General features: G+C 63.4%; 16 protein-coding genes and 3 pseudogenes. 12 read left to right on the forward strand and 7 right to left on the reverse strand.

The genetic code is table 11. From position 1 onward, the window contains the following. The coding region (locus E4P82_RS21435) for a hypothetical protein (protein WP_211203010.1) at nucleotides 1-214 on the forward strand (214 nt) is incomplete at its 5' end. 135 nt (nucleotides 215-349) lie between these two features. Here the strand turns inward: E4P82_RS21435 and E4P82_RS22710 are convergent. Next, a complete protein-coding gene (locus E4P82_RS22710) occupies nucleotides 350-2,419 on the reverse strand; it encodes an HAD-IC family P-type ATPase (RefSeq protein WP_281383642.1) in 2,070 nt (689 codons plus the stop codon). Next, nucleotides 2,405-3,319 (reverse strand): annotated as a pseudogene (locus E4P82_RS22715) (FimV/HubP family polar landmark protein); the annotation flags it as partial. The pseudogene E4P82_RS22715 and the gene E4P82_RS22710, both read right to left, overlap by 15 nt. 163 nt (nucleotides 3,320-3,482) lie before the next feature. Between E4P82_RS22715 and E4P82_RS03305 the strand changes: the two are divergent. From E4P82_RS03305 to E4P82_RS21440, 7 genes and pseudogenes are all read left to right on the forward strand, one after another. Next, a pseudogene (locus E4P82_RS03305) lies at nucleotides 3,483-3,883 on the forward strand (YajD family HNH nuclease). Nucleotides 3,884-3,978: 95 nt separating this feature from the next. Beyond that, complete coding sequence (fdxA, locus tag E4P82_RS03310; RefSeq protein ID WP_169247565.1) at nucleotides 3,979-4,302, forward strand: ferredoxin FdxA; 324 nt, start codon at nucleotides 3,979-3,981, stop codon at nucleotides 4,300-4,302. A 137-nt stretch (nucleotides 4,303-4,439) separates the two neighbouring features. Then, complete coding sequence (gene trxA, locus E4P82_RS03315) at nucleotides 4,440-5,303, forward strand: thioredoxin (protein ID WP_169247566.1); 864 nt, start codon at nucleotides 4,440-4,442, stop codon at nucleotides 5,301-5,303. A 37-nt stretch (nucleotides 5,304-5,340) separates the two neighbouring features. Continuing rightward, the gene (locus E4P82_RS03320; RefSeq protein ID WP_169247567.1) at nucleotides 5,341-6,495 is read left to right on the forward strand and encodes an ATP-binding protein; all 1,155 of its coding nucleotides are present in this window, start codon (nucleotides 5,341-5,343) and stop codon (nucleotides 6,493-6,495) included. Further along, on the forward strand, nucleotides 6,492-8,009 hold the full coding sequence (locus E4P82_RS03325; protein ID WP_169247568.1) for a DEAD/DEAH box helicase: 1,518 nt from the start codon (nucleotides 6,492-6,494) through the stop codon (nucleotides 8,007-8,009). The genes E4P82_RS03320 and E4P82_RS03325 overlap by 4 nt, the downstream gene beginning before the upstream one ends. A 9-nt stretch (nucleotides 8,010-8,018) precedes the next feature. Further along, nucleotides 8,019-9,197: a DUF790 family protein gene (locus E4P82_RS03330; RefSeq protein WP_169247569.1), complete on the forward strand. Its 1,179-nt coding sequence runs from the start codon at nucleotides 8,019-8,021 to the stop codon at nucleotides 9,195-9,197. A gap of 217 nt (nucleotides 9,198-9,414) precedes the next feature. After that, nucleotides 9,415-10,332 carry a FecR family protein gene (locus E4P82_RS21440; protein ID WP_211203011.1) on the forward strand — a complete coding sequence of 306 codons (918 nt, stop codon included), beginning with the start codon at nucleotides 9,415-9,417 and terminating at the stop codon, nucleotides 10,330-10,332. A 25-nt stretch (nucleotides 10,333-10,357) separates the two neighbouring features. Here E4P82_RS21440 and E4P82_RS03345 read toward each other — a convergent pair. Next, a pseudogene (locus tag E4P82_RS03345) lies at nucleotides 10,358-12,583 on the reverse strand (CHASE2 domain-containing protein). 30 nt (nucleotides 12,584-12,613) lie between these two features. Then, nucleotides 12,614-12,991, reverse strand: coding sequence for a DUF2845 domain-containing protein (locus E4P82_RS03350; protein ID WP_169247572.1), 378 nt, complete (start codon nucleotides 12,989-12,991; stop codon nucleotides 12,614-12,616). 403 nt (nucleotides 12,992-13,394) lie between these two features. Between E4P82_RS03350 and rarD the strand changes: the two genes are divergently transcribed. Next, nucleotides 13,395-14,366: an EamA family transporter RarD gene (gene rarD, locus E4P82_RS03355; protein WP_169247573.1), complete on the forward strand. Its 972-nt coding sequence runs from the start codon at nucleotides 13,395-13,397 to the stop codon at nucleotides 14,364-14,366. Next, the gene (locus E4P82_RS03360; protein WP_169247574.1) at nucleotides 14,363-17,293 is read left to right on the forward strand and encodes a bifunctional diguanylate cyclase/phosphodiesterase; all 2,931 of its coding nucleotides are present in this window, start codon (nucleotides 14,363-14,365) and stop codon (nucleotides 17,291-17,293) included. The genes rarD and E4P82_RS03360 overlap by 4 nt, the downstream gene beginning before the upstream one ends. A 106-nt stretch (nucleotides 17,294-17,399) precedes the next feature. On the opposite strand, the gene E4P82_RS03365 is transcribed toward E4P82_RS03360, so the two are convergent. Next, on the reverse strand, nucleotides 17,400-17,861 hold the full coding sequence (locus tag E4P82_RS03365) for a DUF1499 domain-containing protein (RefSeq protein WP_246327337.1): 462 nt from the start codon (nucleotides 17,859-17,861) through the stop codon (nucleotides 17,400-17,402). 143 nt (nucleotides 17,862-18,004) lie between these two features. Here E4P82_RS03365 and E4P82_RS03370 point away from each other — a divergent pair, with 143 nt between their 5' ends. Together E4P82_RS03370 and E4P82_RS23060 are read left to right on the forward strand one after the other, a co-directional pair. Continuing rightward, entirely contained in the window at nucleotides 18,005-18,730 is a 726-nt protein-coding gene (locus tag E4P82_RS03370; RefSeq protein ID WP_169247575.1) for a TIGR00266 family protein, read from the forward strand. A gap of 4 nt (nucleotides 18,731-18,734) precedes the next feature. Beyond that, entirely contained in the window at nucleotides 18,735-20,072 is a 1,338-nt protein-coding gene (locus E4P82_RS23060) for a TIGR00266 family protein (RefSeq protein ID WP_169247576.1), read from the forward strand. A 28-nt stretch (nucleotides 20,073-20,100) separates the two neighbouring features. On the opposite strand, the gene proB is transcribed toward E4P82_RS23060, so the two are convergent. Together proB and cgtA are read right to left on the reverse strand one after the other, a co-directional pair. Next, nucleotides 20,101-21,231: a glutamate 5-kinase gene (gene proB / locus E4P82_RS03380; RefSeq protein WP_169247577.1), complete on the reverse strand. Its 1,131-nt coding sequence runs from the start codon at nucleotides 21,229-21,231 to the stop codon at nucleotides 20,101-20,103. Further along, a complete protein-coding gene (gene cgtA, locus E4P82_RS03385) occupies nucleotides 21,221-22,300 on the reverse strand; it encodes an Obg family GTPase CgtA (RefSeq protein ID WP_169247578.1) in 1,080 nt (359 codons plus the stop codon). The genes proB and cgtA overlap by 11 nt, the downstream gene beginning before the upstream one ends. Nucleotides 22,301-22,338: the final 38 nt, after the last annotated feature.

Below are 22,338 nucleotides of genomic sequence, written 5' to 3' on the forward strand. Positions count from 1 at the left end.
GTTTATCCACAGCTTTTGTGGACAAGTCCGCGCGATCATCACCGACCCCCACGTTCACGCGACCGCCCGGCGGGCCACAACCCTCCTCCCATCCACTGGGGCGCTCCAAGGCATCGCCGGGATGCGGGCCGCGCCATTATCACTGTCATCACGAATCGTTGGAGGCGATCTGAAAAGTCAGGTCGCCTTGGCCAGCCGCCTGACCATGATCTGAATCATGGCCATTCGGACCCACGTTTCCGAGGTTTCGCGCAACCGTTCAAAATGAGGTGCCCCGCCTCACGCGGAATCCCCAAGTTCGTCGGAACGCTGAATCAATTAACGGCATGGCGACTTTTCATACCGCCGCTCAGAACTGCTCCGCCGACAGCGCCAGGATACTGGAGCCACCGCTGCGCACTATCTTGAGCAAAGCATCCGCCTGGGGCATGATCTGCTCGGCGTAGAAGCGCGCGGTGGCCAGTTTGGCGCCATGGAATCCAGGATCTTCGCCGGCGTCGAGTTTCGACTTGGCCACCAGCGCGGCTCGCGCCATCTGCCAGCCGCCGCAGACATAGCCGGTCAGCATCAGATAATTGCCCGAAGCGACGGCGGCGGCATTGGGGTCATGGCTGAAGGTTTGCAACACCCATTGAGTCGCCTGCTCCAGAGCCTGGACGCCCGCCGTCAGGGACGCACCGATCACGGTCAGTTCGGCGCTATCGGCCTGAGCGAGTTCGGCTTCGATACCGCGCATCTCCTGAATCAAGTCCGCCATCGCTGCACCCTGGTCCATGGCGAGTTTCCGACCGACCAGATCGGCGGCCTGGATGCCGGTGGTCCCCTCGTAGATGGGGGTGACGCGCGCGTCGCGCAGGTATTGGCAGGCACCGGTCTCCTCGACGTAACCCATGCCGCCGTGGACTTGGATTCCGGTGGAAGCAATCTCCACGCTCAGTTCGGTGCACCAGCCCTTGACCACCGGGATCAACAAATCCACCCGCGCCTGGCGGCGCTGACGCTCGGCGGCATCCGGGTGTTTGTGGGCGAGATCCATATCGGTGGCCATCACATAGGCGAAAGCGCGCATGGCCTCGACCTGGGACTTCATGGTCATCAGCATGCGCCGCACGTCCGGGTGTTGAATGATGGCGACGCGATCGCCGGATTTCTGGTCCAAGGGACGGCCCTGGACCCGCTCCTTGGCGTAGTCGCGCGCCTGCTGGTAGGCACGATCGGCGACTCCCAGACCCTGGATGCCGACCTTCTGGCGGGCCTCGTTCATCATGGTGAACATATGAGCGAGTCCCTTGTTCTCCTTGCCGACCAGGTACCCAATGGCGCCGTCCTGGTCGCCGAAGCTCATCACGCAGGTGGGGCTGGCGTGGATGCCCAGCTTGTGCTCGATGGACACACACTGAACATCGTTGCGTTGACCGAGCGAACTATCGGCATTGACCAGAAACTTGGGGACCAGGAACAACGAGATGCCTTTGACGCCCTCGGGTGCATCCGGGGTGCGCGCCAGCACCAGATGCACCACGTTATCGGTCAGGTCGTGGTCGCCCCAGGTAATGAATATTTTCTGGCCATACAGCCGGTAATGATCGGCCTCGGGTACCGCCTTGGCGCGTACCGCCGACAGGTCGGAGCCGGCCTGCGGCTCGGTCAGATTCATGGTNCCGGTCTTGTCCGAGCAGAGGATATCGACGCCCGCCATTTCCTCGATGGCTTCCATGCGCGAGACGATGGCCTTGAGTTTGGAGAGTTTCAAGGCGCCCAGCGCCATGGTGACCGACAGTACCGCCGGCATCGCCACCGGAATCGACGCCACCAGCAGGATCAGCGCCAGCTTGAGCAGGTGGATGAACGAGGTGCCCCAGTACAACTCCACCGCCGACAACACCACGATCAGCGTCAGCGCGAAGAAAATCAGGAAGTTGCCGATTTGTAGGACCGATTCCTGCAAATGCGACTTGGCGCCGGCCGTTTCCACCAGCTTGGCGGTGCGGCCGAAAAAGGTGTTGGCGCCGGTGCCGGTCACCACGGCGACCATCTCGCCCTGTTTGGCAATCGAGCCGGAAAAAGCCACCTCGCCCGTCTTTTTATCGACCGGCAGCGATTCGCCGGTCAGCGCGGCCTGATCCACGCTCAGATAGTCGCCTTCGATCAGTTTCACGTCCGCCGGGATGATGTCCCCCAAACGGATACGGACGATGTCGCCCGGCGCCAGGTCGCGGGCTGCGATTTCCCGCCATTCGCCGTCGCGCAACGCGCGGGCCTTGAGCGCCAGTTGTCCCTTGAGCGCGGCCAGGGCGTTGGCGGCGCTGGCTTCCTCACGAAAACCGATCACGGCGTTGAACAGCAGCAGCGTGGTGATGACCAGAAAATCGTTCCAGTCGCGGGTGAGCAGCGAGAGCAGCGCCGCCGCTTCGATCATCCAGGGGATCGGCCCCCAGAAATAGGGCAGAATCCGCTGCAACAGCGTGACGCGCTTCTCGTCCAGGGCGTTCGGGCCGACACCGCGCACCCGATTGGCCGCCTCGGCGGTGCTCAGGCCCTGGGCGCGATCCGCCTGTAAGTAAGCGAGCACGGCGTCCACCGTCTCCGCGGCGAAGTCCATCTCGCGCGCCGACGGCGCGGCGACCGGCGCCGGCGCGGCGGGTTTGAGCCGGTACTTCCACCAGACGATGCCGGCGAGCAGCAACAGCAGAATCGGGATGGCGGCCCAGTCCAGATCCCAGACGATCCGCTGCTCCAGTGTCGGCTTGGCCGTCGACTTGGCCACGGGCTTGACCGCTGGCGCGGCGACTTCCGGCACGGGCGTTGGCGTTCCCTCGGGTGCGGTGACTTCCGGCACGGGCGGTGCCGCTTGCGCGGGAGCAAGCTTGGCAACATCGCTCGCGGGCGGGCACACGAACTTGCCGTTGGACAGGCGATGGTCTTCCCATTCCCGTAACTGCCGTTCGAATTCTTGCAAGGCATCCGCGCGGCTCAAGGCGCTAACCGTCGCCAGCGCGGGAATTTGCAACTTTTCGCCCACTTTCAAGGGTGAGTTGGCATTGCAAGCATACTCAAACGCTTGCGGGTTGGCCTTGAGCAGCGCCAGCATGACCTGGTCGCGACTGACGTCCTGATCATGGTAAACGTGCTTGGCGATGTCCCAAAGATCCTCGCCGCGCCGCACCGGGCCGTAGGCGTCCAACGCTTGGGCGGACGACACCATCCCCAGCAGGAAAATGGCGAACAATGTAAAACGCTTGTTCATCAAGCCCCCTTGCTTATGGTGGATTGCTTGATCTGATTCTAGAACGATTCGACCCGAGTATTCTTGTGCCATTTGTCATGATCGTCTCCATGCCCCCGCTCCGGCACGCGCGCCGCCCATTTCGCTTTCCACTATTCCGGTTGCGCGACAACCCGGTAAAGTGCTGCTGAAAACGGCTTGAAGAGGCATAATTTCCCACCTTTACACGTTCACTCTCAATCCCGGAGGCGGACCCATGAAACCCAGAAACCCTTCATCCAACGATGGCAAGCTGGACCAGATCGTGGCCGCCGCCCGGCGCGGCCGGGAACAGCGCGAACGCGATTACCGCGAGCAGGCATTGAAACTTTATCCATGGATCTGCGGGCGCTGCGCGCGCGAGTTCAACCGCCAGAACCTGCACGAATTGACGGTGCACCACCGTGACCACGACCACGACCACAACCCGCCGGACGGCAGCAACTGGGAACTGTTGTGCCTCTATTGCCACGACAACGAACACCAGCGCCGCGAAGAAGCGCTGGCTCGGGGCGGGAGCGACGGCGCCGGTCGCCCGGCGGGCGGCGGCGCGACCCACACCCGTTCGCGAATCTGAAGGCCATGCTGAGCGGCGGCCAGAACGCAAAGACGGAATAGCCGGTCCCGCCATTGATCTATTTTCCAGTGCCCAACTCGGTTAATCGCGGTTAAGATAACGTCCCTGTGTTTCCGGCCTTTTCAGGGGACTGCCCATGACGTTCGTCGTTACCGAAAACTGCATCAAGTGCAAGTACACCGACTGCGTGGAAGTCTGTCCGGTGGACTGCTTCCATGAGGGACCAAATTTTCTGGTCATCGATCCCGACGAGTGCATCGATTGCACCCTGTGCGAACCCGAATGCCCGGCGCAGGCGATCTTCGCCGAGGACGACCTGCCGGCCGGCCAGGAACATTTTCTGGCGCTCAACGCCGAACTGACCAAACAATGGCCGGTGATCACCGAAAAGAAGGACGCGCCACCCGATGCGGCGGACTGGGACGGTAAGCCCGACAAGCTGCAATATCTCGAACGCTAAGCTGGATGCATATCCTGGCTTTCCGTCGCACGACGGGTACGCGCCCGTTCTTCCGGTTCATGCCTTGAATCCCTTCGCCGCCGCCGTTCGGCCGATTGCGCGCCGAAGCCCGACATGGTTCTTACGGAAATCCAACGATGAGTGAATCGCCCTACATTTTCGAAGTCACCCAACATAACTTTGCCGCAGTCGTGGTGGAGAATTCCCAGCGGGCACCGGTATTGGTGGACTTTTGGGCCGACTGGTGCCAACCCTGCAAGACGCTCACGCCGATTCTGACCAAGCTGGCTCAGGAATACCGAGGCGGTTTCATTCTGGCCAAGATCAACGCCGACGCCGAACAGGCACTGGCCGGGCATTTCCAGGTCCGCAGCCTGCCGACGGTGATGGTGGTTTGGCAGGGACAGATCGTGGATCAGCTGGTGGGCGTGCAGCCGGAATCGGCCTATCGGGAAGCCATCGACCGCTACCGGACCCATCCGGGCGAACTGATCATGGAACAAGTGGACCTGCTTTGGCAGCGCGGCCGTCAGAAACAAGCGATCGAACTACTGCATGAGGCGCTCAGGCAAGAGCCGGACAGCGTCGAACTGAAGGTGGCGCTGGCGGACAAGCTGCTGCAACTGGATCGCGGCGAGGACGCGCGCGCGTTGCTGGAAAGCCTGCCGGCCGAGGAGCGCGATCGCCAACCGGCCAGCGGCCTGCTGGCGCGGCTGCGCTTTGCCGACCTGGCCCAGGGCGCGCCGGATCTGGCCGCGCTGGAAACGAAGGTGCGCGCCGATCCCGCCGACAGCGCCGCCCGCCGACAACTGGCGGCCCGCTACGTGCTGGCCGGCGCTTACGAATCGGCACTGGAGCAGTTCATGGACCTCATGCGCCGCGACCCTCAGTTCGAGGACGAAGCCGGTCGCCAGGGACTGATCGCGATCTTCGAGATGCTCGGCAACGAACATCCGCTGGTCATCACCTACCGGCGGCGGATGTTTTCGTTGCTGCATTGAGATCGGCCCGAACCCTGGCCGTGACGACCCACCGGCCATGAGCGCCGACCGACGCTCATTCGAGCGATTGCGCGATCATGCCCGGCAAGCCCGCGAAACCGGTGATTATACCCAGGCCGCGCGACTGGAGCGTCAGGCGGCGGAGCTGGCCGGCGCGCTGGGACTACCCGGTGAACGGACGCGGGCGCTGCTGTGGGAAGGCTACAGCCTGCGGCAGGCCGGCGAGAACGATCTGGCGCTGGCCGCGCTGTTGCAAGTCGTCGGCGAGCGAGTCGCGACCGCCGATCCGGCTGATGCGTTCGGTGCGCTGACCACCATCGTCCACATCGGTCTGGAACGCAAGCCGTTACGGTTCTGCCGCGCGCTGCTGGATCAGGCGCGGCACTATCTGAGCGAGATCCGCCGACCATGGACCGCGCCACTGGATTATCTGGAAGGCGAACTGGCCTCGCGCCGGGGCGAATTCACCGCCGCCTGGGACTGGCATTCCCGCGCCTGGGCCGGCTGGCGCGATGAGTATCCCCGCCTGACCCCCGCCACCCATCTGTGGGCGTTGTGCCGCACCGCGTTCCGTCGTCGCCACCTGGCGGAATTGGAACGACCGAGCAACGCGCTCGTCGAACTCCGCCCAAACGCCATGCTGGAACGACAACTGGTCGAACGGGCGCGATTGCTATCGTGGCGGGCGCGGCGCGCCACCAGCGATTCCCTGCCCGCTCCCGACCCGACCATGCCGGTCGAAACAGCCTTGGCGCTGTTGGCGAGCGCGGCGGGCGGAGGTCGTGACTTTGGCATGCGGCGGGAGGCGCTGCGGGCGCTAGCGTTGATGGGTTGCTGGGATGTAGTGGATGAATCGCTGGCCCGGCACGCGCTCGAATCCGACTGCTTGGAAAGCGCGCTGCTGCTGGGCGATCTCGCGTTGAACCAGGCGCGAGCGACGCTGGGATTGCCGATGCTGGATGACGATTATGGCGAAGACACCGATGTGGCTTCCCCTTCGCTAGATCGACCTGACCCCGAAACCCGATCCAAGTTGGAGCAGGCCGGATCCCACTATCGATCCGCTTTAGCCCTGGCCGGAGCCGAGGACGAGCGCTTGGAGACCCAAGTACTTGGCGCGACCGTTCGGAATCGATTGCGGCGACTGGAAACCATTGCCCTGGTGCCTGCCCCATCATTGAAGAAGTCATGACCCACCACACCAAGGATACCGCCGGTTTTTACCGTACCGGCCGCGATGACACCAAACGCCAGCTTCGCTTCGACCGGGGCACGTTGTTGCTGGAGGGCGTGGCTGAACTGCCGGCCGGGTTGGAAACCTGGTTCTGCTACGACCCGCGCGTGGATGCCTACCGGGCGCCAGCCAATCGCTACAGCGACATCATCGGCCCCCTCAAGGGGGAACTGGCTCGCAACAAGGCGCCGCGCTATCAGCGCCGGGAACTGAGCTGCGCGCTGGAGATGACGCCCTATCCCCATCAACGGGAAGCCCTCGCGACCTGGCAGGCGGCGAAAGGGCGCGGGGTGGTGGTGCTGCCGACCGGAGCGGGTAAAACGCTGGTCGGGCTGCTGGCGCTGTGCTGGGCGCGGCGCGACGGATTGATCATGGTCCCGACCCTGGACTTGATGCAGCAATGGTACGCATTGTTGCGGGCAGCGTTCCCGGATCAGGACATCGGCCTGATCGGCGGCGGCTATCACGAGCCACAACCCCTCACCATCGCCACCTACGATTCCGCCGCCCGTCACATCGAACGACTGGGCGACCGCTTCGGCCTGCTGATCTTCGACGAAGCACACCATCTACCTTCGGAGTTCTACCGCGCCATCGCCGAATTCTCGCTGGCACCCTACCGACTGGGACTGACCGCCACCCCGGAGCGCGGCGACGGCAAGGACGCCGACCTGCCCGAACTGATCGGCCCCATCGTCTACCGCAAACGCCCAGAGCAACTGGCCGGCGACGTGCTGGCGGACTACCAGGTACGACAGATCCATGTGGACCTGTCCCCCACCGAGCGCGCCGCCTACCAACAGGCACTGGACGACCGCAACGCCTTTTTGCAGGCCAACCGGCTGTCGCTGGGCTCGCTGGAAGGCTGGAATCGCTTCGTCATGCTGTCGGCCCGCAGCGTCGAGGGCCGTCGCGCCATGCGCGCCCACCGCGACACCCGCCGCATCGCCCACGCCACCCCGGCCAAACTGCGGGCATTGGGCCTGATCCTAGCCAATCATCCCGGCGCCAAGACAGTGATTTTCACCGAAGACAATGCCACCGCCTACGAAGTCTCGCAGCGCTTCCTGATTCCCTGTCTGACCCATCAAACCGCCGTCAAGGAACGGCAGGCGATCCTCGACCATTTCAAGAGCGGCATCTTCACCGCCATCGTCACCAGCAACGTGCTGAACGAGGGTGTGGACGTGCCGGACGCCTCCATCGGCGTGATCCTGTCCGGCAGCGCCTCGGCGCGGGAGTTCGTGCAGCGGCTGGGACGCATCCTGCGGCGCGGCGATGGCAAACGGGCGGTGCTGTACGAAGTCATCGCCCGCGAAACCCGTGAGGAACGGGTCGCCGACCGCCGCCGCGCGCCGCCAGATGCCGCCCGCAAGGCGGAACGAATCGAAGCCACGCTGGCACTGTTCGATTCACACCCCCCCTCTCCCAAAATGGAAAGAGACGAGGGTAAAAGCGGCAACGGGACGTAACCACAAGCGATGCTCCCCTCCGATCTGCTCTTCTCCCATAAGCGCGGTGCACAGATCTACCCGCGTTTTCTGCGGCCCGAACAATGCGTCTGGGCCGAACGGGTGCTGGCCACGATCCGTGAACACCAGCATCGCACCCGTGGCGAGTTACAGGCGGCATTACGAGCGCTGGAGGGCGATTCGCCCGATTACCGTATCGTGCGCGGCTTCGCCCATCTGGCGCTGAACGCCGCCGAATTCACTCTGGCCACCGGTGAACTGGAACCGGAAACGCTGCGCCGGGAAGTATTCACCCTGGCGGCCGAACGCGGCGGTTACGGCGAAACCCAGGCCCGCGAAGTGCTGGAAGCAATCGCCCCGCGCTACCAGTTGGAGGCGGAAACCCTGCGCGAGGCGCTGTACGCCGACCTGCCGGAAAATCACCTGCTGACCGCATTGCCGGATTTCGCCCCGGATCAACTGGTGGATCGCTACAACCTGGCCCAGGCGCAAGGCTTGTTGTACTCGGCTCTGTGCCTGCGCCTCACCGCCCACCGCAACGTGCCGGGCGAATACCGTCGCCTGTTCCAGCACCTCAAGTTCCATGGGCTGATGTACGCGGTCGAGGGCAACCTCGACGACGGCTATCAAATCTACGTGGACGGCCCCGCCAGCCTGTTCAAACAAACCCGCAAGTACGGCCTGCAAATGGCCATCTTTCTGCCGGCGCTGCTGCGGGTCAGTCGCTGGGAAATGGAAGCGGTGCTGCGGCGGGACGACCGGGACATCAGTTACCGGGTCGACTCGCAATCGCCGCTCAAACCACTGACCGCCGCGCCGCCGGCCTACGATAGTCTGCTGGAGGAACACTTCGCCCGCCGCTGGGAAAAGCTGGACACCCCCTGGATACTGGAACGGGAAGTGGAAATCGTCGATCTGAAGGGCACGGTATTCGTACCGGATTTTGCCCTGCGCCATCCCGATGGCCGGGTCGCGCATGTCGAGATCATGGGGTTCTGGCACCCCGATTATCTGCGCCGTAAACTCGATAAACTGCGGCGAGCCGCCATGCCCGATCTCATCGTGGCGGTTTCGGAACGGCTGAACGTCGGCGCCGACGATTTTCGGGATGTTCCCGGTCCGGTACTGTTCTTCAAGGGCAAACTGGAGCCGCGCGCGGTGCTGGAATGCCTGGAGCGCTTGCCCTGAAATCCGCTGATTGCGTCTCGCCCCAGGCCACCGAGTCGCGGGCGACCCGCGACTGGCGGCGCCCAAGCCATCATGACTCGCATGCCCGATCCCGGCATGGCGGGCTCCGAAACGGCCGCGGGTCGGCGTGAAGGACTTTCTGGATATTTCGAGATCGATGGTATGCTGCGAGGTACACTTGATCGGCGTACCGTATAGCTGGCCTGGAGCGGACAACATGACGAAACCTTACCCCCCGCGCTATCGCACACCCTTGACGAACCTGGTCGCATTGCTCGGACTTCTTCTTCTGAGCACTGTCGCCTGGGCCGCTCCCGAAGCGATCGGCACCCTGGCCGAAGCGCAAGGGCGAGTGGAAATCAACGGCACACCCATGTCGGCCGGCGCCGAACTGCGGCTGGGCATGCGAGTGGTCACCGGGGCCGACGGCCGAGCGGTGTTGAAATTTCTGGACGGTCAAACCGTCAATCTCAACCCCAGCTCAGTGTTCTGGATCAAGAACTACCGCTACGCCAAGGACAAGCCCCAGGACAACCGCTCCAGCTTGGAACTACTTAAGGGTGGGATGCGTTTCATCTCGGGAGCCATGTCCAAGGAAAGCCCGGAAGCGATTCGAATCGATACACCCGTGGCCACTCTCGGCATTCGCGGTACCGAATTCACGGTCGCCCTGGGCAGTCTGTGCCTGATGGTGCACAGCGGCGCGGTCGCGGTAACCGCCGCCGGTAAGACGCTGGTCGCCAACGCCAGCCAGATTGTGTTCGTGGCCGACGCCAATACGCCGCCCCGGTTGGTACCGGCACCCGAACTGCGCGCCCCATGCGCCCCGCCGCGGGAAGCCGGCGGCGCCGCACCGCCGGCCGCCGTTATCGCCGGCTGTGCTTGCCGTTCCCTGTTGACGACGGCCACGACGGGCGCGGGGGCAACTTCTTCCACCACGGCCGGCACCGGTGTCGGTGCGGGTACCGGTGCGGGTACCGGTGCTGGTGCTGGTGCCGGTGCTGGTGCCGGTGCTGGTGCCGCCGCTGGCGGTATCTCCAGCACTACAACGGCAGCGGTGGCGGCGGCGGTGGCGGGTGGCGCGGCTGCCTTGATCCACCACGCGAACCAGGACGATCAGGACGCCTCGCCCTAAACGCGGTTCCGGCCCCGCAAGCGGCTCATTTGGTTTCCAGGTTGAACACCCCGTCCCAGTCCACGGGGGGTGGCTCGGCGCGTAGCGTGGCCAACCGCTCCAGATACAGCGCATACAAACGGTGGTCCGGCTGTCGTTCGCGCAGCCGCTGGAACCCGGCCTCCGCCGGGTTCCAGTCCTGCCGCCGGTAGGCGCGCAACGCCTCCTCGTATTCGATCAGTTCCGCGTTTTGCTCCGCGTCTAAATCGCTCGCCAACCCCAGCGGCTCGAACATCACCACCGGCTGGGTCCGGCCCTTGACCCGAACCCGATCCAACTCGCGACAGGCGTATTCGGGAACCAGCTCGCGAGTGTATTCACTGATGACGATTTCCACGCCGTACTGTTTGGCGGCGCCCTCCAGGCGGGACGCCAGGTTGACCGCATCGCCCAGCACCGTGTAGGACACCCGGAATTCCGACCCCCATGTTGCCGACGCTCATCATCCCGCTGTTGACGCCGGTGCGGGCCCGCAGCGGCGGCCAGCCCCCGTGCGTGAAAAATCATCGTCCAGCGCCCGCAAGCCGCGCGCCATCGCCAGCGCCGCCGCCACCGCGTGCCGGGCATGTTCGGGATCGGCCAGCGGCGCGCCCCAGAATGCCATAATGGCATCGCCGATGTACTTGTCGATGGTGCCGCGATGCTCGTGGATGATGCGGGTCAGCGGCGTCAGATAGCACTGCATCAACTGGGTCAACTGGCGTGGTTCGAAGCGTTCGGAGAGGGTGGTGAAACCGGCGATGTCGCTGAACAGCACCGTCATCCGTCGGCTTTCTCCTTCCAGGGAATAGCGCTCGCCGCGCCGGCTCATTTCCGCGACGATCTCGTGCGGCACGTACTGGCCGAACAGGCGGGTGATCCACCGTTCCCGCCGCGACTCGATGAAAAAACTGTAACTGGTGTGCAGCATGTACAGGACCAGCAGTAGTGCCAGCGGGGTGGCCAGCGGTGCCACCAGCGCGTGCGCCAACCAAAGATAGCCGTTGACGCCGAGCAACGCCCCCGCGACCGCCATGGTCAACAACAACGCCCACACCGGCGTCAACCAGCCGATTAGCGCGCCCAGCAGGCCGACGATTCCCAACTGCACGATTTCCAGACCGGCCGAGTAAGCCGGTCGGCTCCTGAAATTGTGGTCCAGGATGCCGGCGATCAGGTTGGCGTTGACCTCGACACCGGGATAGACGTTCTGCACCGGCGTGGCACGAAGGTCCAGCAGACCGGCGGCCGTGGTCCCCACCAGCACGATCGCCCCTTCCAACAAGCGCGGGTCGGCGGTTCCCGCCAGGACTTCGGCCGCCGATACATACGGAAAGCTGCCCTGGCGGCCGCGATAGGGCACCAGCACCGCGCCCAGATCGTCGACCGGCACGGTAAAACCGCCGAACCGCAGCGCTTCCAGACGCCGGCCGTGAGCGTCCGCGCCATAGCCGGCCGCCATGACCAGTTCCACGGGTGGATCGTCCATCAGTGCGCGGACCACGGCCAACGCGATCTGCGGATAGAGATAATCGCGATAGCGAATCAGTAGCGGTACCCGGCGAAAAACCCCGTCCTGGTCCACCAGCGGGCTGTTGAAAAAACCACCGGAGCGGGCATTGTCCTGCAGCAATGGCAGATTGGCGCCGTAACCAACCGCTTCGACCAAAACGGTGTCGTTCGTCTCCAAATCCCGAATCGAGGCGATCGGGTTCGGTAGACGCCCAAACTGAATTTCGGCATCGGGCGACGTTCGGGTATTGAAAAAATAACCGAGCACCACCGGACGACCGGATAGAGCGGCGGCAAAGCGGCGATCCGGGTCCAGTTCGCGGCGCAGCCGCTCCAATTCGGTACGCCGCTGAGCGTCCTGGCCCAGTGGACCTCGAATGAGCGCCCTGAAAACCAGATCGGTCGAGTCCGGCTCGGCGAACACTGCATCGAAACCGAGCACGGCCACCTGGTAGCGTTCGAACAGTTGCTCGACCAGCGTCGCCAATCGACCTCGCGGCCAGGGCCACTGGCCTTCCGCCCGCAAGCTGCGCTCGTCGATGTCCACGATCACGATGCGCGGGTCCACCGTGCCTGGCAGCGTCAGGTTCAGGCGCGCGTCGTACGCAATGTCTTCAAGTTGTTGCAGGAAGGAGAACGACCACCAACCACCGGCGTGCAACACGAACAAGCCGGTGACGGTGGCACTGAGGAGCAGCTTGACGACGTTGTGCACGATCATGGGCCTTGGATCTTGCGCGGCGGCGGCGCGTCACTGCCGGGGGCCGTCGATAATCTGCGCCAGAGTATCGCCCTGGAACACCAGGGTTTTGAGAAAGGTCCCCCGTCCCAGATTGTACTCCCACTTGTAGACCGGAATGAGCCGCCGTGTTTCAGTTTCGTAGCCGGGCAGGCGTGGATAAGATTGTGGCGTCGTGGATGGATCGTAATACCCATCGTTGCGGCGGACCACCTGTTCGATGAAACCATCCTGCCAGGCTCGTCGCGGCTCGCCGCAAAGATCCAGCACACGCGACTGGGAATCGCCGTCGCTGACGATATAACTACCGCAGCGCATGCTGTCGGCGACCGCCGTGGCGGCGACCAAGATCAATGGGAATATCATGACCACACGATTCAATCCACGCATGAATTTTCTCCAGAAGAAAACCGATACCAAGCTGAAATGATTCACGCCATCGCCCGGCTGTCGCCCTCACCCGGCTTCAGTCACTGAAGCTTGCCGTTTATTCTATAAGTTTGACACAACGCCTCTATTTCGACGGACGATTCTCTTTTGGCCAAGAACCCGCAGGGTTGTTTCATCGCCCCGAGGTCGGCCAAATTCATCGTTTCAGTGCTATTAGAATTATAATAGTTACAAAATAGCCTTTAATATCTTGGTCTTATTTATCCTATATCCTATTTTCAACTCCTCGTTACTGGCGAAAACGCATGGATTTTGTGACTCTTTCCATCATCATGGGTCCGACTGGACCCGCAGGTGGCGGCGGCATGTCCGGCGGGCTGGCCCCTCCTTGAGAAAGACACGGATGCCGCCACCTTCGCCCCCGCAACCCGTGTCGGCCCACTGTTCCGATGGCACCCTTGCGGGCGTATCGAGCGCGCTGGGCTGCTTTACGCTCTGGGGATTGTTCCCCATTTATTTCAATCTATTGCGGCATGTTCCGGCCCTGGAGGTGCTGGCGCACCGGATCCTCGGCTCGGCGGTGTTACTGCTGGCGCTACTTCTGGCTCGAAGACAGGGATCGGCCTTGCTGGCCTCATTCCGCAACGGGCGTCACCTGCGCTTCTACTTGCTCACCACCCTGCTGATTTCCACCAACTGGCTGCTGTATATCTGGGCGGTGCAAACCGGCCGAATCCTGGAAGCCAGCCTCGGCTATTACATCAATCCACTGGTCAACGTCGTACTGGGCGTGCTGTTCCTGCGCGAGCGGCTGAACTCGCGCCAATGGAGCGCGGTCGCCATCGCCGGCATCGGCGTACTGGCGATGGCGTTCGGCCATGGCGCGTTTCCCTGGATTTCCATGACTCTGGCGCTAAGCTTTGGAAGTTATGGGTTATTACGCAAGAAAGCGGGGCATGCCGCCATGTTGGGACTGTGCATGGAAACCATGTTGATGGCTCCCGTCGCCCTATTGTTTCTGACGGTCTTCGCGGCGCGCGGCATCGGCGCGCTGGGCATGCCGGGCGAGCACACCGATTGGCTGCTGCTGGCCGCCGGCCCGATCACCGTCGCTCCCTTGCTGCTGTTTCTTCAGGCGACCCAACGCCTGCGCCTGTCCACCGTCGGCCTGATTCAATATCTGACGCCCACCCTGCAATTCCTGCTGGCGGTCGCGGTTTACCACGAGCCTTTCACCCGCATTCACTTCATGGTGTTCGGCTGCATCTGGCTGGCCTTGGCGATCTACAGCATCGACGCCTATTCCAGCCATCGCCCGAGCAGCCTCTGGCTCGTCCGTCGTGCCGTCGCCCCACGTCGGGATCCTCGTCCATGAAGCCATTTCACGGCAAAATCCAGTTCCGCGTGTTCTGGCTGCTGTTCCTGGCGATGGCGCTCTCCGCAGCGGGCCTGGCCATCCGACAATCCCCCCTGATTCTCGGCCTGAACCTGTTGCTGCTGGCCGTGCTGGCCGCCGCTCTGTTCCAATGGGTGAACCGGCCGCTACGGACGATCGTTCGCAGCCTGTGCCAGCGTGATCCGGCCGCGCTGGCACCCTTATGCGAGCAAGACACCGAATTCGGTCGGATCGCCCTGCTGATCCGGGATTCTTTCGATCAACAACGACAACTCAACGCGGAAATCCAGGAACGACGGCGGGCGGAACAGAAGTTGCGGCAGTATTCGCGCGCGCTCGAACAAAGCGCCAACGCCGTGATCATCACCGACCGCAACGGCGCCATCGAATACGTCAATCCGAAGTTCAGCGAAACCACCGGCTATTCCCAGGCCGAGGCCATCGGCGCCAACCCGCGCATTCTCAAATCTGGCCAAACCTCGCGTGAGCAGTACAAGCATTTGTGGCAAATCATCACCAACGGCGACGAATGGCACGGAGAATTTCACAATCGGCGCAAGGATGGCGCGCTGTATTGGGAATCCGCCACCATCGCCCCGATCCGCGACGAGCAAGGCATCATCACCCACTTCGTCGCCATCAAGGAAGACATCACCCAGCGCAAGAAAACCGAGGCAGCGCTACATGCCAGCGAGCTGAAATACCGCAGCGTGTTCGCGACCGTCGGCGACGCCCTGTTCCTGGTGGACACTCAGGACGGACGCATCCTGTCGGTCAATCCGGCAGCCTGCAAACTGTACGGTTATACCCAAAAAGAATTTCTGAGCATGCGCGATACCGATCTATCCGTCGCCACCAAAGGCGATGTCAGGGAATTGTCGCGCCTAACCTCCAAGCGCCTTACCGATCAACCCCACCGGCGCAAGGACGGTTCGGTTTTCCCCGCCGATTTGTTCGTCCGCCATTTCCTCTATAAAGGACGCAAGATCACCGTTGCGGCCATCCGGGACATGACGCCGCAGAAGCTAGCGGAACACAGGATCCTTCGCCTGAGCCATTTCTACGCCGCCCTGAGTCGAACCAGCGCCGCCATCGTCCGCCATGCCGAACCGCAAGAGCTGTTTCAGCAGATCTGCCAAATCGTCATTGAGCTGGAACAGATGCAGGTGGTATGGATCGGTTTCGTCAACCCGGAAAACGATGGGTTCCAATTGGTGGCGCACGCCGGAATGGCACCCGACTATCCGCATTATCTGACTGACTTCCCCATCTCCAGCGAGCCCAGCCAACCGGCCAGTTGGAGTCCGGCCGGGCGAGCGCTGCGACAGGGGACTCCCGAGGTCGACAACGATTTCCACAACGATTTCCAAGACGACTCCAACCCCTCCGCATGGCGGCGGACAATCCAGGCCTTGGGCATTCGCTCGGGGGCTGCTTTTCCGCTGCGGCGCGGCGGCCAGACGGTCGGCTGCCTGTGCGCTTACGCGGCCGAGCGCGATTTCTTCGACGCCGACATCACCGGCCTGCTGGCCAGCCTGGCCGGAGAGCTGTCCTTCGCGCTGGATCTGTTCGACCACGAATCGCAGCGCAAGGTCGCCACCGAGCGCATCCAGCACCTGGCCACTCACGATCCGCTGACCGGACTGCCCAATCGTACCCTGCTGATCGACCGCCTCAGTCAGGCCATTCACGGCGCTCACCGCCGGCAGGGTTACGTCGGCATCCTGTTCCTGGACCTCGACCGTTTCAAGACCATCAACGACTCGCTGGGCCACGGTACCGGCGACCAGTTGCTGCAAGCGGTCACCGAGCGATTGCGCGCCTGCATCCGGCAAGGGGATACCCTGGCCCGGCAGGGCGGCGATGAATTCATCCTGGTGCTGCCGGAGATCTCTGAACCGGCCATCGCCGGTCGAGTCGCCGAACACCTGCTGCAAGCATTGCGCGCGCCGTTCGCCGTGCAAGAGCATCTGCTGCACGTCAACGCCAGCATCGGCATCAGCATCTATCCGGTGGATGCCGCCGACCCGCCGACCCTGATCCGTTTCGCCGACAACGCCATGTATCAGGCCAAGGAAGCCGGCCGGGCCGGCTATGTCTTTTTCACCTCCGAACTCAACGTCCAGGTGTCGGAACTGTTCACGCTGGGCAACGATCTGAGGCGTGCCCTGGAACGAGAGGAGTTCGTGCTGCACTACCAGCCGCAGATCGATCTCAACACCCGGCAACTGATTGGCGCGGAGGCGCTGATCCGCTGGCAACACCCCAAACGCGGTCTGATACCGCCGATCACCTTCATTCCGATCGCCGAGGAAACCGGATTGATCAATGCGATCGGCGAATGGACCCTGCGGACCGCTTGCGTGCAAAACCGCCGCTGGCAAACCGCCGGATTGCCGACCATGCCGGTCGCCGTCAACCTGTCCGCCAAACAATGGCTGCAACCGCATTTGGAAAATCAGGTGATCGATGCCCTCCAAGCCGCTGGTCTGGCACCCCGGTGGCTGGAACTGGAGATTACCGAAAGCCTGCTGATGCGCGACACCGAAAAGATGATCGAAACCATGCACCGGCTCCAGGTAAGCGGAGTGCAGTTCGCCGTGGACGATTTCGGCATCGGTTATTCCAGTCTGAGCTATCTCAAGCGCTTTCCGGTCAACCGGCTCAAGATCGATCAGTCCTTCGTCCGGGACATTCCCGTCGATCCCGACGACACCGCCATCGCCACCGCCATCATTCAGATGGGCAAAAGCCTGCGCTTGAACGTGGTGGCCGAAGGCGTCGAGGGCGCCGAGCAATTGAACTTTCTGCGCGAGCGCGGCTGCGACGCCGCGCAGGGTTACTATTTCAGCAAACCGTTACCCGCCGAAGCGTTCGCCCAATATTACAAGCGCTTGTCGGGGTGATCCGGCGCCGGTTTTCCCCCGCCGAACCTCATTTCGCCGGTTTCCGCCCGGCACCTCACGGCCACTCGCTCGCCCATCCCACCGTTGGTTGAGACCACGACCCGGGCTAGGACTCCTCCATCGCCTCGGCGAAGCGGACACGAATGCGCTCCACTCGCTCGCGATTCACACCGAAGTCGTAATAGCCGATCCGCGCGGCCGAGCGCACCTGAATGAAGCCCGGCGAGTCGAACAGGAATTCCACGTCGTCCACGAAACCGAAGACCGCCGAACGAAACTGGGCATGGATGTAGCTTTCATCGGCCTGGACGATTTCGGCTCGATCCATGCCGTCGAGCACCGCCAACAGTTGGGCGCGCGCCCGCGCTCGCTCACCTTGGTAACGCAAGGGGTGAACCCATCGATTCTCGTCCGCCGCCTGCGACGACACGCAGTTGGGTGAATCGGGACATGGCGCCAACTGGCCTTGGTTCACACCTAAACTCATGGGTGATGGCCCTTCCGAACAGCCGCCGGCAATCAGGATCGCGATGGCCGCCAATCCGCCTCGCCATTGTTTCATTCGCATGAGTGATTCCTCGTTGGATCGTTCCACATATTGACCGCGCCGAAAGGCGAACGCCCACTTTCTTTGGTGGGTTCGTTGTCTGGGGAAACCGGTTCAGCTATTTTTAATCGCTAAGTCCTTACCGAAATTCGCCGCACAACGCCATGACCGCACCGTCGTCAGACCTGCAAACGATCGAAGATCTCACCTTCCGGGTGCTCTATCGGGGCGCCTTCGCCCTGCTGGAGGTCCATCTCCGACTGGGCCAGACCCTCAAGGCTCAGTCCGACGCCATGGTGGCCATGGACCCCACCATCGACGTGGAAGGCAAAATGGAAGGCGGCCTGCTCGGCGGGGTCGGACGCATGTTCAGCGGAGAAAGCCTGTTCTTTCAAACGCTGAGAGCATCCCGGGGCGCCGGCGTGGCTCATCTCGCGCCGGCCCAACCGGGCGACCTGTTGCCGATTCACCTCAATGGCCAGCAAACCTACATCCTGCAAAAGGACGGCTTCCTGGCGGCCAGCGACGGTGTCAGCATCTCCACCACCGCTCAGAACCTCACCCGAGGGCTTTTTGGCGGCGAGGGTTTCTTCGTGCTCAAGGCCAGCGGCCGGGGCATGCTGTTCGCCGAAAGCTACGGCGCCATCCACGAGCTCGACGTGCCCGCCGGCCAGGAAATGATCGTCGACAACGGCCATCTGGTCGCCTGGCCTGAATCGATCGGCTACACGATCGAAAAGGCCAGCTCGGGCTGGATTTCCAGCTTCACTTCCGGCGAAGGTATCGTGTGCCGCTTCAGGGGACCCGGTAAAATTTACATCCAAAGCCGCAATCCGGCCGCTTTTGGCGCGTGGGTGCGCCCGCTGCTCCCGTCCAACCGCCGGGGTTGAACGAATGGCGAAATCACTCCAACCGGGCGCCAATCTACCCCTGCCCAGCGGCGCGGAACTTCGGATCGGCATCGCTTGGGAACCCGAACGCCCCGGTGGCCACGAGGCCGACGCCAGCGCTTTTCTCCTGCGCAAGGGGGATCAAGTCGGTGGGGACGCAGACTTCGTGTTCTACAACAATCCATGTTCGGCCTGCGGTTCCCTGACGCTGAACCAGGGTGTCGGACCGGAGCGCCAGGCATTTCACATCCGACTCGGTGACCTGCCCGTCGATGTCGCCAAAATAGCCATCTGTCTGACGCTGCACGGTCGGGGCTCTTTTGCCCAGGCCCGTCGGATCGATCTCCGAATCTTCGATGCGGCGCGGACCGAGCTGATGAGTTTCAGCCCACCCACCACCAGCATGACCGAGGCGGCGTTGATCCTCGGCGAAATCTATCGGCGTAACGACCAATGGAAATTTCGCGCCGTGGGCCAAGGCTTCACTGGCGGCCTGGGGCCTTTGGCCACCCACTTCGGGGTGGATATCCGCGAGGAAACGCCCACCGCTCCACCACCGCCGGTACCGCGCGCCACCGCGAAAGTCCCACCGGTATCCATCGGCAAGGCACCCGCGACCGGGGTGTTACCCACCGCCAGCATCATCCGCCACTCCGCCGCCGCCGATCTCGATTACGAGATTCTGTACCCCGGCGCCTACACGCTGGCCCGCGTCGATCTGCCACGCGGTCGCCACTTGAAAGCCCAGTCCGACGCCATGGTGGCCATGGCGCCGACCATCGACGTCGAGGGCAAGATGGAGGGCGGATTGCTAGCCGGTCTCGGCCGGCTGATGAGCGGCGAAAGCTTCTTCCTGCAAACCTTGACGGCGGCGCGCGGGCCGGGCTCGGTATTCTTCGCCCCGGCTTCGCCCAGCGAGGTGGTGGCGCTGGACCTGCAACCCGGCGATGGGTACGTGATTCAAAAGGACGGCTTTCTGGCGTGCAGCGAAGAGGTTCAGGTCAGCACCCAGGTGCAGAACATCGCGCGGGGGCTGTTCAGTCAGGAAGGCTTTTTCATTCTCAAGGCCGAAGGTCGCGGGCTGGTGTTTCTGGAATCCTACGGCGCGATCCATGAATTCGACCTCCAGCCGGGCCAGCAAAAGATCGTCGATAACGGCCACCTCGTCGCCTGGTCTCAGTCCATGCGCTACGAACTGGAGATGGGCAATCCCGGCTTCATCGCCGCCTTCACCTCCGGCGAGAAGATCGTCTGCCGATTCTTCGGTCCCGGCCGGCTGCTGGTTCAGACCCGGCAGCCCCGGCAGTTCGGCCTGTGGATTTCCCGCTTCCTGCCGGGATGAGGCCGCCGCGTCGAAATCGTCCCGCCCGCTACACCAGCACCAAATTATCCCGGTGGATCAGTTCCGGGTCATCCACATGCCCGAGCAGCTCCTCGATGCGGCGAGTAGTCTTGCCGATCAGCAGCAACGCCTGCGTCACATCGTAGTTCATCAACCCGCGCGCCACTTCGCCACCGGCGGGGTCCAGGCAGGACACCAGATCGCCGCGCTCGAACCGCCCTTCGATCGCCGTCACGCCGACCGGCAGCAGACTCTTGCCGGCCGTACGCAAGGCTCGCACCGCCCCGGCGTCCAGATGCAGCCGCCCGCGCACCTGCAACTGCACCGCCAGCCATTGCTTGCGCGCCGCCACCGGGCTCTGACTCGGCCGCAGCAGGGTGCCGAGCGCCTCGCCGCCCGCCACCCGCCGCAGCACCTCCGGTTCGCGCCCCCAGGCCAGCAAGGTAAAAGCGCCGGAGCGCGCCGCCCGGGCCGCCGCGTGCAGCTTGGTCAGCATGCCGCCGCGCCCCAGACTGCCCGCCCCGCCACCGGCCATGGCTTCCAGCGCCGCGTCGCCGGCCCGGCCCTCGCTGATCAGGCAAGCCTCCGCGAACTGGCGCGGGTTGCGGTCGTACAGCCCTTGCTGGTCGGTGAGAATGACATACAGCTCCGCTTCCACCAGGTTGGCCACCAGCGCACCCAGGGTGTCGTTGTCGCCGAAGCGGATTTCCTCGAAGGCCACCGTGTCGTTTTCGTTGATGACCGGTACCACCCGCAACCGCAGCAGGGTACGCAAGGTATTGCGGATGTTGAGATAGCGCTGACGGTCGGAAGCATCCTCGTGGGTAAGCAGGACCTGCGCGGTGCGGATGCCGTGACGCTCGAAGGCCGCCTCCCAAGCCTGCACCAAACCCATCTGTCCCACCGCCGCCGCCGCCTGCAAGTCGGACAGCACGGTCGGCCGCTGGCTCCAGCCCAGTCGCCGCATGCCCTCGGCCACCGCGCCGGAGGTCACCAGTAACAGCTCCCGGCCAGCCCGATGCAACTCCGCCATCTGCGCCACCCAGGCGTCGATGGAAAAATTGTCCAATCCCTGACCGTCGTTGGTGATCATGGCGCTGCCGATCTTGACCACCCAGCGCCGGGCACCGCCCAACTGTTCGCGCGATTTATCGAACATCGCCCGCCTCGCCTTCATCGCCCGCCTCGCCTTCCAGCCGCGCCGCCGCTTCCGCCCGTCGCCGCTCCTCCAGCCGCGTCATGACCGCTTCGATCAGGACATCCGTTCCCTCGCCGTTGGCGGCGGAAATCCCGAACACCGGCCCGGTCCAGCTCAGCGCCGCCACGATCTCGGCCACTCGTGCCACCCACTCCTCGGGTGGAAGTAGATCCAGCTTGTTCAACACCAGCCAACGCTCGCGTTCGGTCAGTTCGGCGCTGTACTTGGTCAGTTCGCTCAGAATAATCTCGACATCCCGCAACGGATCGCCGCTGTCGCTATGGGGCGCGACATCCACCAGATGCAGCAACAGCCGGGTACGGGACAAATGGCGCAGGAACTGAATGCCCAGACCCGCGCCTTCGGCGGCGCCCTCGATCAATCCCGGAATGTCGGCCATCACGAAACCGCGCAGCGGTCCGACCCGCACCACGCCCAGATTGGGGTGCAAGGTGGTGAAGGGGTAGTCGGCCACCTTGGGCCGAGCAGCGGACACCGCGCGAATCAGGGTGGATTTGCCGGCGTTCGGCATCCCCAGCAGCCCAACGTCGGCGATGACCTTCAACTCCAACCGTAACTCGCGCGCCTCGCCCGGCGTACCGGGCTTGAATTGGCGCGGGGCGCGGTTGGTGCTGCTTTTGTAGCGGGTGTTGCCGAGACCGTGAAAACCGCCACGCGCCACCAACAGGCGCTGATCCGGCTCGACCAGATCGCCAATCAGTTCACCGGTATCGGCGTCATAAGCCATCGTCCCGACCGGCACGACCACGATCAGATCGGCGCCGCTTCGCCCGGTACAATTGGCGCCCCGGCCGTTCTGGCCGCGCTCGGCGCGAAACCGCCGGGTAAAACGGTAATCGGCCAGGGTATTCAGTTCGGCGTCGGCCCGCAGGTAGATGCTGCCGCCATCGCCGCCGTCGCCGCCGTCTGGACCGCCGAAGGGAATGTATTTCTCCCGCCGGAAGCTGACGCAGCCGTCGCCGCCGTCGCCGGCCTCGACCCGGATGATGACCTCATCGACGAATTTCATGGCGTCCTTTGCGAACCGTGGACAAAACAAAAGCCCCG

It is taken from the genome of Candidatus Competibacter phosphatis (assembly GCF_012939995.1).
GTDB lineage: Bacteria > Pseudomonadota > Gammaproteobacteria > Competibacterales > Competibacteraceae > Competibacter > Competibacter phosphatis.